Origin of the sequence: Nitrosomonas cryotolerans ATCC 49181, from assembly GCF_900143275.1 — a bacterium.
GTDB lineage: Bacteria > Pseudomonadota > Gammaproteobacteria > Burkholderiales > Nitrosomonadaceae > Nitrosomonas > Nitrosomonas cryotolerans.
This window is the reverse complement of record NZ_FSRO01000001.1, coordinates 2,756,410-2,771,727: the sequence shown is the minus strand read 5'-3', so window position 1 is coordinate 2,771,727 and position 15,318 is coordinate 2,756,410. Positions and strand designations below refer to the sequence as shown.

Here is a 15,318-nt window from a genome sequence, read left to right as displayed (position 1 = left end):
TGTGGTTATTAACGTGTCTTGGTTGATAAAGCATTTTTATCGTGAGAGATTAGGTGCTTGGCCGTTCTCTGGGTCATCTGATAATGATCATGCGGCATGTTATTTATCTTCCAGGAAGCCCAGGAACCCGCCCGATTGATGATTCCATAATTGGGCATAGAGCTGATTGTTCGCGATTAATTTGGCATGGCTGCCTTGTTCTACTATGCGTCCTTTATCAAACACGACGAGACGATCCATGGCTGCGATAGTGGATAAACGATGCGCGATGGCAATCACTGTTTTTCCTTCCATCAGTTGGTACAGGCTTTGCTGAATACTGATTTCTACTTCTGAATCCAGCGCAGATGTTGCCTCATCCAATACCAGTATAGGGGCATTTTTGAGTAGTACGCGCGCAATTGCAATCCGTTGACGCTGGCCGCCTGAAAGCGTGATACCGCGCTCGCCTACGTGGGCATCATACCCTTTCCGGCCTTTGCTATCAGTCAGTGCCTGAATGAACTCATGTGCTTGGGCTTGTTGGGCAGCCTGGATCATCTGCGCTTCTGTGGCATCGGGCTTACCAAATAATATATTATCGCGCACTGAACGATGTAAAAGTGAAATATCCTGTGCCACCATGGCGATATTGGCGCGCAAACTGTCTTGACTGACTTGGCGAATATCTTGCCCATCAATGCTGATGCTGCCTTGTTGAACATCATAGAATCGTAGCAACAGGCTAACAAATGTTGATTTTCCGGCTCCCGAGCGACCGACAATACCGATCTTTTCGCCAGCACCAATCTGTAGATTAAGGTCATCAAAGATTTGAATATTTTTCGGCTGATCCGGCTTATCGGCTTCTAGTGCATATGAGAAACCGACGTGGTTAAAGTGAATCGCGCCTCGTTTTATTTGTAAATCATGTGCATTCGGTGTATCCGTAATGCTTTGTGGATTTGATAAGGTATTGATGCCATCCTGGACGGTACCGATATTCTCAAATAAGTTGCTAACTTCCCACATAACCCAGTGCGACATACCCGTAAGACGAATTGCCAGACTCAAGACGATGGCAATAGCTCCAGGACCCATGGCATCATTGATCCATAAATAAATACCCAGCGTGCCCGTAATAAATATCAGCAGCATATTAATAGTCCAGACACATATTTTCAGCCATGTGACCAGGCGCATTTGCGGATGCACGGTAGCCATGAATTCTTGCATTCCTGCCTGTGCATAGGCTGATTCTCGCTGATTCTGGGAGAAAAGTTTGAGTGTGATGATATTGGTGTAGCTGTCGACGATGCGGCCGGTCATAAGTGATCGAGCATCTGCCTGTAAAGTAGAAATATGCTTTAATTGAGGAATAAAATGAAACAAAATAATAAGATATGCAACCAGCCAGGCCAGTAAGGGTAAGCACAAACGAAGGTCTGCATTGGCAACGAGTACCAGTGTTGTAGCCAGATATACGGTTACAAAGAGTATGACATCCAGTAGCTTCATCACGGTTTCACGGACAGCCAATGCTGTTTGTAACACCTTGGTAGCGATGCGGCCACTGAAGTCGTGCTGAAAAAATGCATAACTTTGATTGAGTAGGTAGCGATGAGATAACCAACGCACCATCATTGGGAAATTACCCATTAAGGTTTGGTGTGTTACCAGTGCATGCATTAACACTAGGATTGGTATGAATATCAGTATGAACAATGACATGGCGAGTAAGGTTTGCCATTCATCTTGTAGGAAATTCTGTGAATCTTTTGTGGCCAACCAATCGACCATTTGTCCCAGAATGCCATAGAGCAAGGCTTCACTGATGGCAAGGCCCGTAGTCAATATTGCCATCAATAAGAGATAGGGCTCAATTCCGCGAGTATAGTGGCGGCAAAACAGGTATAAGCCCTTGGGTGGTTCGGTCGGATGTTCAGGTGGAAAAGGGTTGGTAAGACGTTCAAAGAAACTAAACATGGCTTTATACGCTGATCTTTGTTTTATTACTCATCAAATGAGCCATTTTAATTTATTTCGCCGGATACCAAGGCTATGTTTGAGCGGTATCTTTATTTGATTAGCCTCCACCTAATCGCTCAAATATTCTAAAACCAGCAACATAAGTACCAATGGCAGAACCAATTGTGGATAGCAGGAAGATAAGTAATATGCGTGTCACTTGATTATTCCACCAGCCTTTTAAACTGGTTGTGTCGCTGCGGAGTCGATTAAAGTCAGCAATTTTAGGTTTACGTAAATAAGTTTCAACTGCCGCAACCACCATGCCGGCGCCAATTGTCGGATTTAACGAGGTGATCGGTGCGGCAATAAATGCAGTCATAATGGTGAGTGGATGAGCAAAGGCAATGGCTGCGCCTAGTGCGGAAAGCCCTCCGTTTATCAGCACCCAGTCAATCAGCATCGCTGTCCCAATTTCAGAGCTACGTGTAAAGCCAATTGCAAAACCAGTTAGAACCAATGCGACTACTAACCAGGGTAAATATTTAGACCAATTGGATGATTTGGGAATGATGTCTAGTTTCGCGATGCTTTCATCTGGATTATTGATGGTGTTGGACTGGAGTAGTTGGCTCATGCCATGCATATGTCCAGCACCGATGATCGCGAGTATATGCCGATAATTATTTTCTTTACTTTCTTTTAAAAGACGTGCTGACATATATTCATCTCGCTCGCTAATGAGGGGTTGAAATAAATCTTTTTCATTCTCAGAAAATTGCGAGAAGGTACTTTCGAGCATATCTCCTTCTTTTAGTTTTTCAATTTCAGCTGCGCTAATCTTTTCTTGAGTCAGAATGCTTGCAATCAGACCGCCAAATAAATTAAAACGTTTCCACCAGGGAACATTACGATAAATTCGTTTGAGCGTTATGCCGATTTCTCTGTCGATTAATACGACGGGTAATTTAGCTTCTGTTGCATCTTTAATGGCAACCCGCATTTCACCGCCTGGTTCAATACCAAATTGCTCAGCCATTCGCTGTTGGTAAGCACCTAATGCGAGACTTGCAGTGACCATGCTGGCCTGACCTTGTTTGATCACCTGGAACAAATCCATTTTAGCTAATAAATCCGGGTTTACGATTGCATTATGGCGACTGGGGCACAGTTCGACAGCGACTGCATCGAATTTTCCCGTGGCAATGAGTTCCTGGACTTTATCAGCACTGGCCTTTGAAACGTGCGCAGTACCCAGAAGCGTAATATCACAGCCATCTAGCTTGATTATTCTAAGTGGTTCATCGATCGTTTTTTCTTCTTCGGATAGTCCGGTATCGTTTTGGTTTAATTCGGTCATGGGGGTTATATTTTTATTGGCGTGTAGGTCGATGAAGTTCGGGTTAATGAATGGTCATTCGAACGGTGCTCATTATTTGATATGAATCGGATACTTGATGCATTAACTTATTTATAAATGGCCCGCTGCTACCTTACGATGCAATTATGGAATCAGCCAGGTTAACAGTTATAATAGCCTCCATAGGCGTATAAGGCAATGTTTTTTAGGTTAATTGTTGATGGTCAGATGAGTCTGGTTAATGCGAACATAGTATTAAGGTGGTGGCAATAGGCTTCATGAAACATGATTAATCAAATGATAGGCGTGCATTGCTCATTCTGCTTATTAGGTTTTACAATGGATGTTTTAGATAAAGATCCTGCTGTAAATAAATGATGTCAGGCTGATAATGCCTGACTTTACAAAAGCTATTCTGGTTATTCAAATATTGGCTATGATAATTAACGATTAATCTATTAATAGATTAGTTTTATGTTGCAGAAAATCGTCAATAGCAATAAATAATCTTGCAGACCGTAATGCTTGTTTATATTAGTGAGTTAAGTAATGCGTAGAGAATGTATTAAATGTGGGAGTGAAAGAGTACACAGATCTCGAGTACGTAAGGGAGAACGGACACTATCAAAAGTCTTTCTCAGACCACTGCATTGCCATGCGTGTAAGGCACGTTATTGGGTGCCATATAAAAAGGCATATTTTATAGTGGGTATGGTATTTTTTTGTGGTTTCCTTTTGGCATACTTTGCCTGGATGAATGTTTTGACACCTGACCAAAGCGTTGTGCGGTCACAACAACTTGAGGCGGGCGAAATCACATTAGATCAGATCACGGAATGGCAGGGTAGTCCTGAAACCGGTCCGATATCGAAGAATCCAACGCATATGACAGCCCCAGAGAAAACAGAAGTAATCGCCGAGGTCAGTACAGATCCTGCGCTTACAGAGTTACGGACGAATAACCGTTTCTTTATGGTGCAGCTGTATTATGAGAGGGCCCGAAAAGGGGATGCTGATGCGCAATATCAGCTGGGATTGTTGTATTTAACCGGAAATGGCGCTATTCAGGATTTCGAAGAAGCGGCCAGATGGTTTGAATTGGCGGCGGAAAAAAATCATGCGTTAGCCCAGTATGAGCTGGGAATGATCTACAAGGTTGGCTATGGTGTTGCTGCTGATCTGGAGAAAAGCTATATGTGGTTAAATTTGGCTGCGGCTGCAGGTATTGATGAAGCGGCATTGATGCGTAATAAGATTATGTTGTCGCTCAATTCTGAACAACTCACTCAGGCTCAGAGAGCCTCTCGCGAGCGATTAGGAAATATGAGCGTCGCTGATAGATAATGCTCATATGCAGCAAGTGACTTGCCCGGACTACTGGCTTGAATCAGTATTATCAAATAGCGCGTAAAACTTCGTCCTTCAGGGCGGAGATATAAGCGCACAAGCGAAGCCTGTTTAATGCGGTCTTTGCTGTTGTTCAATATATTGCTTAATAATCGAGAGTGGTGCTCCACCACAACTACCCGCAAAATAGCTTGGACTCCAAAGCATATTACCCCAAAGCTTATTTTTAATTTCGGGATAATTCTTTTTGCGAATAAGTCGGCTTGAAACGCCTTTCAAACTATTTACCAAGTTAGAAATAGCAATTTTTGGTGGATAGTTAACTAAAAGGTGAATATGATCATGCTCACCGTTAAATTCCACCAATTCTGCTTCAAAATCCAAACACACGTTTTTAAATATTTCTTCCAAATCAATTAATACCCTTCCGGAGAAAACATCTCTACGGTATTTTGTTACAAAGACCAAATGAACATGAAGATTAAAAACGCAATGTCTTCCTGTTCTTACATCGTTATTAACTTGCATAGACAAATTCCTTTTTGTATAATTATAACCATGAAGCAGATTATACGCAAAGCCTTTAAATCTCGACTCAATCCAAATTCTGACCAAGTACAGAAGATGGTTGAGTTTGCGGGTGCTAATCGGTTTGTTTGGAATAAAGCCTTAGCAATGAATCTGTTCAGATTAGAGCAGAAACAGCCATTGCTTTGGTACAACGAGTTGTCATTTTGGCTAAAGCTATGGAAATCCTCAGAAGATTATGGATTTCTAAAAACCGTTCATTCTCAACCATTGCAACAAGCCTTAAAAAACTTAGAAAAAGCGTTCAAAGACGGTTTTGATAAGAAACAGCCTTTAAAACGGATTCCAAAATTCAAGAAAAAAGGTTTGAGTGACAGCTTTCGTTATCCACAAGGATTTAAGCTGGAGCAAGAGTCTAGCAAAGTGTTCTTGCCTAAAATCGGTTGGGTGAAATATCGTAATTCACGCCAAGTCATTGGTGACGTTAAAAATATGACGATTTCCCGTAAAGGCGGTTATTGGTACGTGTCGATTCAGACTGAGTACGAGACCGAGCTAAAGCGTCATAGCTCAACCAGTATGATTGGTGTTGATATGGGCGTTACCCGCTTTGCAACCTTGTCAGACGGCTCATACGTAGAACCTTTAAACAGTTTCAGAAAGTTATCAAAGAAACTGGCTTTTGAACAGCGTAAGCTGTCTAAAAAAGTCGGTTTCTCTGCTAACTGGAAAAAGCAGAAACAAATCATTACCCGACTGCATGAGCGTATTGCCAATGCTCGTTTAGACTTCTTACACAAAACCTCAACCGAAATCAGCAAAAATCACGCAATGGTCGTAGTTGAGAATTTAAAGATAGAAAACATGTCTAAGAGTGCCAAGGGCAGTGTTGAAAAGCATGGTAAAAACGTCAAAGCGAAATCGGGTCTAAACAAATCCATTCTTGACCAAGGATGGGGAATGTTCGTTTCGTTCTTGGAGTATAAACAGGCTTGTTCAGGCGGGGATGTATTGAAGGTAAACCCTCAATACACCTCTCAAACCTGCCCTGGATGTCAACATGTTAGTCGTGACAATCGCAAAAGCCAAAGTGCTTTTGAATGTACAGAATGTGGATTTAAAGCCAATGCCGACTTGGTAGGTGCCTTGAATGTACTTGAGCGAGGACATCGCTTGTTAGCCTGTGGAGTTGAAACGTTAGTTTCGTCTAAGAAGCAGGAACCAGTAGGCAGTAGCAATACAAACCTACTCTTAACGGCTTAATAAGTCGCTAGGAATCCCCTTCGTTTAGGAAGGGGAGGATGTCAAATATGTGCCTGTCACTACGCTATGTATGAGAAGCAACGAATATATCCATATACCTCTTCATCAAAGTTTCCAGGAGATCTCGGCCTGCAAACCGAAAATAACTGATGCTGTGGGCATAGATCCCGAATTATTCCGCTTTGTTATTCTTTCAACAAGATCGCTGCATTCAACGCGTTCTGTAAGAACGAAGTCGAAACCCCAGGTTGCAATGGAGAATAACAAGGAAACAGCGTAGCGACGTAAAATAAAATTGAAAATAACGGGGCATGTTTTGATCGTTTGGCTAGCCGACCTGGAAATGATGTGAGTTTTGTTTGTGTTTAGGCACGCTAGTCAATGATCAGTATGGGTTTGATAGCCAGTTGTCGTGTGATTGAATCAGCAGCTTGTTGTGCCAGCATTTGATTAGAATAGGGACCAATCTTGACTTTAAACAGGCCATTTTTTCTAATGATGCCAAGCGTATTGGCCAGCCATGGGAGCTTTGTTTGTATTTGTGAAGAGAGGTCGTTTGCATTACTTGCAGAGCCAAATGCGCCCAACTGCAGATAAATCGGATTTGCATGAGGCATGGATGAAGGTGATGTATTTGATCGTAATCTGGTTCGTGAGGTTGAATAAGTTCCGGGAATAATACTTTCTACTTCTACCGGAGCACTGCCATAGGCCAGTACATCTAACTTGTAGGCAGCAGTATAAGAAAGATCAATCAGTCGATCGGAGAGAAAGGGGCCGCGATCATTAATGCGTACGATAATGGACTTTCCATTTTTTATGTTTGTCACATGAGCATAGCTGGGGATAGGTAAAGTAGGATGAGCAGCAGTCATCGCATACATATCGTAGACCTCACCTGACGCGGTTTGATTGCCATGATAACGACGGCCATACCATGAAGCCATTCCGCGCTCTTTGTAAGTGCTTAGTGTGGTCATGGGTTTATAATTATTCCCGAGCGCTGTATAAGGTTTCATATTGGCTTTGCGCAAGGGTTCGACCTTGGGAATGGCATTTGGAATTGCTTCCAAATTATGCGGGGGATGATCATCTGGGCCATCATCCAGATAATAGCCACCACCTTTCTTCTTGTTGAGAAAAATGGATGGCGAAGCGGTCGTGGAGAATTTTTTCTGTGACCCAGTATATTGAGAGGTGCTGCTGCATCCAATAAGCGTAATCAGAACCAGTGCACTGATGAATGATGTATAGAATGGAAGCATAACAGTCGAGAAATTGTGTAATTTTTTGGTTGTCATGTTTTCACCAGCTTGGGATGAGTTTTTATGCTCATCAAAATACCAAAACCCAATAGCATTGTCACTATCGATGTGCCACCATAACTGATTAATGGCAGGGGTACGCCTACTACTGGCAGAATACCGCTGACCATCCCCATATTTACAAAGATATAGGTAAAGAAAGTAAGTGTAATCGAGCCTGCAATCAGGCGTGTGAATTGGGTTGAGGCATTTGCGGTAATAACGAGACAGCGCCCGATAATAGCCAGATACAATAATAACAATAGCACATTTCCGACTAATCCGAATTCTTCAGAGAAGACTGCAAAAATAAAATCGGTACTTTGTTCAGGTAAGAAATCAAGCTGGGTCTGTGTGCCATTTTGCCAGCCTTTACCGACAATGCCGCCAGAACCGATGGCGATGGTCGATTGAATAGTGTGATAACCAGCACCCAGCGCGTCTTGTGATGGATCAAGTAGCGTTGTAATGCGTCGTCGTTGATAGTCATGCATGAATGACCAGAGTAATGGCATGCTACATAGGCCAGTAATCAATGATCCGAGAATAACACGCGAGGATAATCCGGCTAGAAATAATACGTAAAAGCCACTGACCGCAATCAATAGTGCGGTACCCAAGTCGGGTTGTCGCAGAATCAATGCGACAGGCAGCAATAATAATAATGTTGCGCCTACATAATCCCTGAAGCGTAAGGTTATTTCGTGTTTATCGAAATACCATGCCATCATAAGAGGGACAGCGATTTTCATTAATTCAGAGGGCTGAATACGTGTCACACCGATATCAAGCCAGCGTCGCGCACCATTGTTAATCTCACCAAATAATGCGACACCAATGAGTAAGACCATGCCCAGAAAATATATGGGTAATGCAAGGCGCATGATCTGTTGTAATGGAATATTAGCAATTAGCCACATAATAACGAGGGCTATCAGCATGTTGATGGCCTGATTGCACACCTTGCCCAGATTTGCACCGGTTGCACTATACAGTGTCGTTAAGCCTACGAACATTAACAGGAGGATGCCTGCGATAAGAAAACCATCAATATAACGGGTGAGATAATACCAGAATTGCTTAAACTCAATCATGGGGCTATGTTTTATCGTTTACGAATTGTTTGTGCTAAGGGTGTTCATGCAAGTGAGCCTTGATAGGCTTAACATTGCTTGCAACAGCGGACTCAGGTAATTTTCCTAATAAGAAATAATCCATAACCTGTCGTGCAATAGGGGCAGCGGTTGCGCCGCCATGTCCCCCATTTTCTACTAAAACGGACAGTACGATTCTGGGATTCTCTGCAGGTGCATAGGCAATAAACAGCGCATGGTCACGATGGCGTTCCTGTACCAGTTTTTCATTGTAGCGTTCTCCCTGTTTGGTGCCGATAACTTGTGAGGTGCCTGTTTTGCCTGCAAAAGAATAGCTGGCATTGGTGCCCACGCCAGCTGCAGTGCCTCCCGGACGAGTAACATCCACTAATGCATTGTGCACGAGGTCTATGTTTTCCGGTTTTAGATCAAGTGAATATAATAGTCGCTTGGGTATGGTTTCTGTGGCTCCGGTTTGGCTGTTTTGTATCTGCTTGACCATATGTGGAAGAAAAGCTTTCCCCTTGTTAGCGATAATCATGGTAGCGAAAGCAAGCTGTAGTGGTGTCGATAGATTATATCCCTGACCGATTCCGACAGAAATAGTATCGCCCGTATACCATTTTTTATTATGACGATTCATTTTCCATTCAGGTGAGGGAAGCAGCCCGGCAGCTTCACCCTGGATATCAATCCCAGTTTTTTTCCCCAGCCCAAATTGGCTAACAAAATTGTATATATTGTTTATTCCCAGATCATTGGCAAGACTGTAATAATATGTATCGCATGAAACAACCAATGACTTGCGGAGGTCAACCCGGCCATGTCCACCGACTTTCCAGTCACGATAGCGTCTATCTACGCCAGGGAGGGTAAAATAGCCGATATCATTGATCATGTATTCGGGCGTTCTTTTATTGAGCTCCAGCGCCGCTAGCGCCATGAAGGGTTTAAAGGTGGATCCGGGTGGATACACGCCCCGTAAGGCGCGATTATTCAGTGGTCGATCAATGGAATTATTAAGTAAGTCCCAGTTTTCCTGATCAATACCACCAATAAAGAGATTGGCATCAAAACCGGGCTTACTTACAAAAGCAAGAATTTCTCCGTTAGTCGGATCCATTGCGACCAAGGCACCACGCCGATTTCCGAAGGCCTTATCGGCTACTTCCTGCAACCCAATATCCAATGATAGTATGAGATTACTACCGGGTATCGGCGAAGTTCGTGATAACACGCGTACTGAACGACCTGCTGCATCGGTTTCAATCCCTTCAAAACCGGTAACGCCATGCAGTGCTTTTTCATAGCTCTGTTCAATCCCAATTTTCCCAATATGATGAGAACCACGGTAATTATCTAATTCCTTACTGGCCTCCAGCTTCTCCAGGTCTTTATCATTAATGCGGCTGATATAACCAACTACATGAGAAATAATGTCTTTGTGTGGATATTGGCGCAGTACGCGGGCTCTGATTTCAATGCCAGGAAAGCGATAGTGATTAGCAGCAAAACGAGCCACTTCTACATCTGTTAAACGATTACGAATAGGTAAGCTTTTAAATCGTTTACTTTCCCGCATTAATTTCTTGAATCGTTGGCGATCTTTGGGTGTGATGTCGACGACTGTAGCCAATTCATCCAATGTGGATTCTAGATTGGGAACCTTGCTTGGAATAATTTCCAGCGTATAGGCCGAATAATTTTGTGCTAATACTTCGCCGTTACGATCAAAAATTAAACCACGATTAGGAATGAGCGGAGAGATGGAAATGCGGTTAGCTTCTGCGAGTGTATGATAATGCTCTCGCTGTGCAACCTGTAAATAAAAGAATCGGGTAAAGAGTAATAAAAATAATAGCAATACAAAACTGGCAGCGATTGCAAGGCGTACGCGGAAATGATGTAGTTCGAGTGGGTGATTACGAATCTCTACCTTATGTTTCATAATGCATTAGGATCAGATTTTAGTCTCAGTGGCCTTGTTAATAAAAAAGAAATGGGTGCCCATAATAATGCTCCGGTACCGCTGGCCAAGAAAAAGTACCAGCCCGGGAAAAAGCTACCACTTAATAATCCGATTAGGAAAATGATCATCTGCATGACAAATAGTATGAATCCAACTTGAGGTGCCTGTTGTAGCAAATTGAAAATACGCAGGCGCCGATGGAAGACTGCGGCGAAATAAACGATGATGCAGTATGCGAGTGCATGTTGACCTAATAGAGTTGTATTGCCGACATCCATTAATAGACCGATACAAAATGCCTGACTCATACTCATGCGTTGTGGTTGATTAATACCCCAATAGAGTAAGGTGATTGCTACAAAATCAGGACGAAGTAGCAGTACAATATCTTGTAGAGGTAATAAATTGAGTATCAAAGCAGCAATCAGACTCAGGAAGACATATCCGCCTTTGGCAGGTAACAGGATTTCTTGTTCAAGATATTTCGGTGAATTTATCTTCTTCCTGCCATCAATTGTTCTTGGATCCGATTCTGGGTGTTTCAATTTGGTTCTCCGGCATAGGTGACAATAAGGATAGTATCAATACCTGTCGATTTCGATCGACACCCGCAACCGGTGAACAGACAATGCGTGCAAAGGCATAGGCAGGATCGCGTTCAATACTGGATACGATCGCTACAGGTAAGCCAGAGGGATAAACGCCACCAATTCCAGAAGTGACCAGTAAGTCATCTTGCTGAATATCAGTATTAATCGATAAGTAACGCAGCTCTAATTCATCATTTTTGCCTGCGCCAGAGATGACTGAACGCAAACCATTACGTATCGCCTGTACAGGGACAGAATGATCCTTGTCGGTAATCAATGTGACTTCAGATGTCCATAAATAAACTTGTGTAATTTGTCCGACGACGCCTCGATTATCGACAACGACCTGGCCGGGTTGAACATTGTGCTGACTACCCTTGTTAAGTGTAATTCTACGATTAAAAGGATCGCGTGGCGCATACAGGATTTCTGCCATAACGGCTTCGGTCTCGGTTTTTGTTTTAATCCGTTCGACTGCACCGAGCAGTTTGCGTAATTGCATATTTTCAGCTTCCAATGCTCTCAATTGGAGCAGTTGCTTCTGATCGGCCAGATAGCGTTGCCTGAGATAAATATTTTCATCAATTAAGTGAAAATTGGAAAGAAATTCACTTACCTGGTCATAAATCGTTATCGGTGTATGCGCTAATTTTTGTAATGGATAGATGATCACGGCGATAGTCTGACGTAGCTTAGGAAAATATTGAAAACGAATATCCTCAGCCATGAGTAAGAATGACAGTAATACAAAAAATAGTAGCCGCGCAAGTGGGCCTGGACCATGCCTGAAAAACGGTGGCGTTGTTTCCATTACATCCAGTATTTTAAAATTCCGGTTGGGTTGCGCATATGGTATGAGAAGACAAATAATTGTATATTTACGAGCTAACCTAGTCGTTGGCAAATATACCAATTGAACGATCCATGTTTTCTAGCGCAATACCCGCGCCGCGTGCCACGCATGAAAGTGGATCTTCTGCAATAATGACGGAAAGGCCGGTTTCTTCCATTAGGAGACGGTCAATGTCGCGTAACAGGGCGCCACCACCCGTCATGACCATGCCTGTTTCGGCGATGTCTGAGCCCAGCTCCGGCGGTGTGTGTTCCAGCGCGGATTTGACCGCACTCACAATGCTGTTCAGTGGTTCGGTTAGCGCTTCCAGGATTTCATTGCTGGAAATTGTGAAACTACGTGGAATGCCTTCGGCCAGGTTACGTCCCTTTACTTCAATTTCACGTACTTCGGATCCTGGAAAGGCAGAGCCAATCTCTTCCTTAATAAATTCAGCAGTGACTTCGCCAATCAGCATGCCATAGTTACGACGAATATAATTAATGATCGCTTCATCAAATTTGTCACCGCCGACCCGTACCGAATTTGAGTAAACAATGCCTCCCAGGGAAATGACCCCGACTTCTGTTGTGCCGCCACCAATATCCACAACCATCGAACCAGTGGGTGATTCAACTGGCAGATCAGCACCGAGCGCGGCAGCCATAGGCTCCTCAATCAGTTCCACTTTACGAGCACCAGCACCATAGGCGGCTTCACGGATAGCCCGGCGCTCTACTTGAGTGGAACCATAAGGCACACAAATGACAATCCGTGGATTGGCGGAAAACAGGCGTGGCGGATTTACTTTTCTAATGAACATCTTGAGCATCTGTTCAGTGACAGTGAAATCAGCAATAACCCCGTCCTTCATTGGGCGAATCGCGGTGATATTGCCAGGCGTTCGGCCCAGCATCTGTTTGGCAGCTAATCCAACCTGCTGAATCATTTTCTTTCCACTGGATCCATTTTCCTGGCGAATTGCTACCACTGAGGGTTCGTCGAGTACAACGCCCTGGCCACGGACATAAATTAATGTATTCGCTGTCCCTAGATCAATAGCCATGTCTGTTGAGAAATAACCCCCCAGAATATTACTGTTCATAAAGTTAAACATAGTGATGGTGGCAAGATTTGTTAGTAATCATCATGACGTGAACGCATAATTTAGTAAAAACACATCAAAAAATAATGCGCCAGTGAAACATGTCATGATACCCTAATACTTCTTTGAATATAAGGTTCTTGGCTGCGATGACTTTATCTATTAACGATGTAAAACGTATTGCTGATCTTGCTCATATTGAAGTTAATGAAGATGAGACAAAGGCTGCTTTGGTTCAGCTATCGAATATCTTTAATCTTATCGAAGAAATGCAGCTGGTCGATACGTCCACTGTTGAACCCATGTCACATGCACAAGACGTTGCACAGCGACTACGCGATGATGTGGTTACCGAATCAGACCAACATGAGCTATTTCAATCGATAGCGCCTCAAGTCGAAGCGGAACTTTATCTAGTGCCAAAAGTTATTGAATGATGCGCCCTCATTACCTCCTATTTATTATTTTACGCTTCTTGATTAACAAATATCATGTTTAATGCCAGTCTTAAGCAACTTTCCACGCAGCTTAAAGAAAAAAAAATATCGAGCGCTGAACTGACAGGGGAATTTCTCAAGCGTGTCAAAACGCTGAATCCTGAATACAATGCGTTCATTACGATAAACGAAGAAGTCAGTCTTGCCCAGGCGAGAATAGCTGACGGGATGATTGCATCGGGTCAGGCGAGTCCGTTAACCGGTATTCCTATTGCTCAGAAAGATATTTTTTGTGCCAAAGGATGGCTGACGACCTGCGGATCTAAAATGTTATCAAATTTTATCTCGCCCTATGATGCAGGTGTCATTGAGCGTTTTAATCAGATCGGGGCGGTTAATATCGGCAAGACCAATATGGATGAATTTGCCATGGGGTCGAGTAACGAGACTTCATTTTATGGACCAGTCAGAAATCCATGGGATGTTTTGGCGGTTCCCGGCGGAAGTTCAGGTGGCGCAGCCTGTGCGGTGGCTGCTCGTATGACGCCTGCCGCTACGGGAACGGATACAGGGGGATCGATTCGTCAGCCTGCAGCATTATGCGGTATTTCAGGAATCAAACCTACGTATGGATTGGTATCGCGCTACGGGATGATCGCATTTGCATCCAGCCTGGATCAAGGCGGGCCAATGGCTAAATCAGCAGAAGATCTGGCGATGTTGCTAAATGTCATGGTTGGTTTTGATGCGCGTGACTCAACCAGTTTGCAGCGCGAATCAGAAGATTATGCGCGTCATTTGGAAAAACCACTGGCAGGCTTGCGTATTGGTCTACCCAAAGAATATTTCGCAAAAGGAATGAGTCGCGATGTTGAGTGCGCGGTGGAAGAGGCCCTTGAAGAATATCGCAGACAGGGAGCAGAAACCGTTGAGATATCACTGCCCAATTCTCGTCTCGCTATTCCTGTTTATTATGTATTGGCGCCTGCCGAAGCATCGAGTAATCTATCCCGCTTTGATGGGGTACGTTACGGTTACAGGACTAAATCCTATCGCGATCTGGGTGATATGTACCGGAAAAGCCGTGCCGAAGGTTTTGGCACAGAGGTTAAGCGGCGGATTCTAGTTGGAACTTATGTTTTATCTCATGGCTACTATGATGCTTATTACATCAAAGCGCAGAAACTTCGTCGTCTGATTGCGCAGGACTTCAGTGAGGCATTTAAAGTATGTGACGTTATCATGGGGCCGACTTCACCCACGGTTGCTTTCGATCTAGGCGAGCGAAGCAGCGATCCGATACAAATGTATTTATCGGATATCTATACCAGTGGGGTGAATCTGGCCGGATTGCCGGGCATGTCTATCCCGGTCGGTTTTGGTAGCAAAAATAGACCCGTTGGTTTGCATATTATTGGCAATTATTTTAATGAAGCGCAAATGTTGAATGTGGCGCACCAATATCAGCAGACGACGGACTGGCATCTGCGCATGCCGGCTTAAGTTCTGAATCTCTTAATATAATCTTGTTCGGAAAATAAA

At 43.6% G+C, this 15,318-nt stretch carries 13 protein-coding genes; 4 read left to right on the top strand and 9 right to left on the bottom strand.

Annotated elements, in window-relative coordinates; genetic code table 11:
* Window positions 1-99: 99 nt before the first annotated feature.
* Window positions 100-1,965 (bottom strand): ABC transporter ATP-binding protein, encoded by a 1,866-nt coding sequence (locus tag BUQ89_RS12390; RefSeq protein ID WP_028462516.1) that lies wholly within the window; start codon window positions 1,963-1,965, stop codon window positions 100-102.
* Between the two features lie 100 nt (window positions 1,966-2,065).
* Window positions 2,066-3,307: a TraB/GumN family protein gene (locus tag BUQ89_RS12385; RefSeq protein ID WP_036574183.1), complete on the bottom strand. Its 1,242-nt coding sequence runs from the start codon at window positions 3,305-3,307 to the stop codon at window positions 2,066-2,068.
* A 762-nt stretch (window positions 3,308-4,069) separates the two neighbouring features.
* Here BUQ89_RS12385 and BUQ89_RS12380 point away from each other — a divergent pair.
* Window positions 4,070-4,651, top strand: coding sequence for a tetratricopeptide repeat protein (locus tag BUQ89_RS12380; RefSeq protein ID WP_177183637.1), 582 nt, complete (start codon window positions 4,070-4,072; stop codon window positions 4,649-4,651).
* A 114-nt stretch (window positions 4,652-4,765) separates the two neighbouring features.
* On the opposite strand, the gene tnpA is transcribed toward BUQ89_RS12380, so the two are convergent.
* A complete protein-coding gene (gene tnpA, locus BUQ89_RS12375; protein ID WP_074202473.1) occupies window positions 4,766-5,182 on the bottom strand; it encodes an IS200/IS605 family transposase in 417 nt (138 codons plus the stop codon).
* Window positions 5,183-5,212: 30 nt separating this feature from the next.
* Between tnpA and BUQ89_RS12370 the strand changes: the two genes are divergently transcribed.
* The gene (locus BUQ89_RS12370; protein WP_074202620.1) at window positions 5,213-6,445 is read left to right on the top strand and encodes an RNA-guided endonuclease InsQ/TnpB family protein; all 1,233 of its coding nucleotides are present in this window, start codon (window positions 5,213-5,215) and stop codon (window positions 6,443-6,445) included.
* A 374-nt stretch (window positions 6,446-6,819) separates the two neighbouring features.
* On the opposite strand, the gene BUQ89_RS12365 is transcribed toward BUQ89_RS12370, so the two are convergent.
* The 6 genes from BUQ89_RS12365 to BUQ89_RS12340 form a co-directional block, all read right to left on the bottom strand.
* A complete protein-coding gene (locus BUQ89_RS12365) occupies window positions 6,820-7,746 on the bottom strand; it encodes a septal ring lytic transglycosylase RlpA family protein (protein ID WP_028461397.1) in 927 nt (308 codons plus the stop codon).
* Window positions 7,743-8,843 carry a rod shape-determining protein RodA gene (gene rodA / locus BUQ89_RS12360; protein ID WP_028461396.1) on the bottom strand — a complete coding sequence of 367 codons (1,101 nt, stop codon included), beginning with the start codon at window positions 8,841-8,843 and terminating at the stop codon, window positions 7,743-7,745. Before rodA ends, BUQ89_RS12365 begins: the two co-directional genes overlap by 4 nt.
* Before the next feature lie 34 nt (window positions 8,844-8,877).
* The gene (gene mrdA, locus BUQ89_RS12355; RefSeq protein WP_028461395.1) at window positions 8,878-10,791 is read right to left on the bottom strand and encodes a penicillin-binding protein 2; all 1,914 of its coding nucleotides are present in this window, start codon (window positions 10,789-10,791) and stop codon (window positions 8,878-8,880) included.
* Window positions 10,788-11,357, bottom strand: a complete 570-nt coding sequence (gene mreD, locus BUQ89_RS12350) for a rod shape-determining protein MreD (protein ID WP_245813016.1) — start codon at window positions 11,355-11,357, stop codon at window positions 10,788-10,790. Before mreD ends, mrdA begins: the two co-directional genes overlap by 4 nt.
* A complete protein-coding gene (gene mreC, locus BUQ89_RS12345; protein ID WP_036572950.1) occupies window positions 11,323-12,213 on the bottom strand; it encodes a rod shape-determining protein MreC in 891 nt (296 codons plus the stop codon). Before mreC ends, mreD begins: the two co-directional genes overlap by 35 nt.
* Before the next feature lie 79 nt (window positions 12,214-12,292).
* Window positions 12,293-13,351: a rod shape-determining protein gene (locus tag BUQ89_RS12340; protein ID WP_028461393.1), complete on the bottom strand. Its 1,059-nt coding sequence runs from the start codon at window positions 13,349-13,351 to the stop codon at window positions 12,293-12,295.
* 137 nt (window positions 13,352-13,488) lie between these two features.
* On the opposite strand from BUQ89_RS12340, the gene gatC reads away from it, so the two are divergent.
* Both gatC and gatA read left to right on the top strand, forming a co-directional pair.
* Window positions 13,489-13,776 (top strand): Asp-tRNA(Asn)/Glu-tRNA(Gln) amidotransferase subunit GatC, encoded by a 288-nt coding sequence (gene gatC, locus BUQ89_RS12335; protein ID WP_028461392.1) that lies wholly within the window; start codon window positions 13,489-13,491, stop codon window positions 13,774-13,776.
* 54 nt (window positions 13,777-13,830) lie between these two features.
* On the top strand, window positions 13,831-15,279 hold the full coding sequence (gene gatA / locus BUQ89_RS12330) for an Asp-tRNA(Asn)/Glu-tRNA(Gln) amidotransferase subunit GatA (protein WP_028461391.1): 1,449 nt from the start codon (window positions 13,831-13,833) through the stop codon (window positions 15,277-15,279).
* Window positions 15,280-15,318 lie beyond the last annotated feature (39 nt).

Bases quoted from the DNA above. Each gene is read 5' to 3' on its own strand.
- BUQ89_RS12390 (WP_028462516.1), bottom strand. From the start codon at position 1,965: ATGTTTAGTTTCTTTGAACGTCTTACCAACCCTTTTCCACCTGAACAT.
- BUQ89_RS12385 (WP_036574183.1), bottom strand. From the start codon at position 3,307: ATGACCGAATTAAACCAAAACGATACCGGACTATCCGAAGAAGAAAAA.
- tnpA (WP_074202473.1), bottom strand. From the start codon at position 5,182: ATGCAAGTTAATAACGATGTAAGAACAGGAAGACATTGCGTTTTTAAT.
- BUQ89_RS12370 (WP_074202620.1), top strand. From the start codon at position 5,213: ATGAAGCAGATTATACGCAAAGCCTTTAAATCTCGACTCAATCCAAAT.
- BUQ89_RS12365 (WP_028461397.1), bottom strand. From the start codon at position 7,746: ATGACAACCAAAAAATTACACAATTTCTCGACTGTTATGCTTCCATTC.
- rodA (WP_028461396.1), bottom strand. From the start codon at position 8,843: ATGATTGAGTTTAAGCAATTCTGGTATTATCTCACCCGTTATATTGAT.
- mrdA (WP_028461395.1), bottom strand. From the start codon at position 10,791: ATGAAACATAAGGTAGAGATTCGTAATCACCCACTCGAACTACATCAT.
- mreC (WP_036572950.1), bottom strand. From the start codon at position 12,213: ATGGAAACAACGCCACCGTTTTTCAGGCATGGTCCAGGCCCACTTGCG.
- BUQ89_RS12340 (WP_028461393.1), bottom strand. From the start codon at position 13,351: ATGTTTAACTTTATGAACAGTAATATTCTGGGGGGTTATTTCTCAACA.
- gatC (WP_028461392.1), top strand. From the start codon at position 13,489: ATGACTTTATCTATTAACGATGTAAAACGTATTGCTGATCTTGCTCAT.
- gatA (WP_028461391.1), top strand. From the start codon at position 13,831: ATGTTTAATGCCAGTCTTAAGCAACTTTCCACGCAGCTTAAAGAAAAA.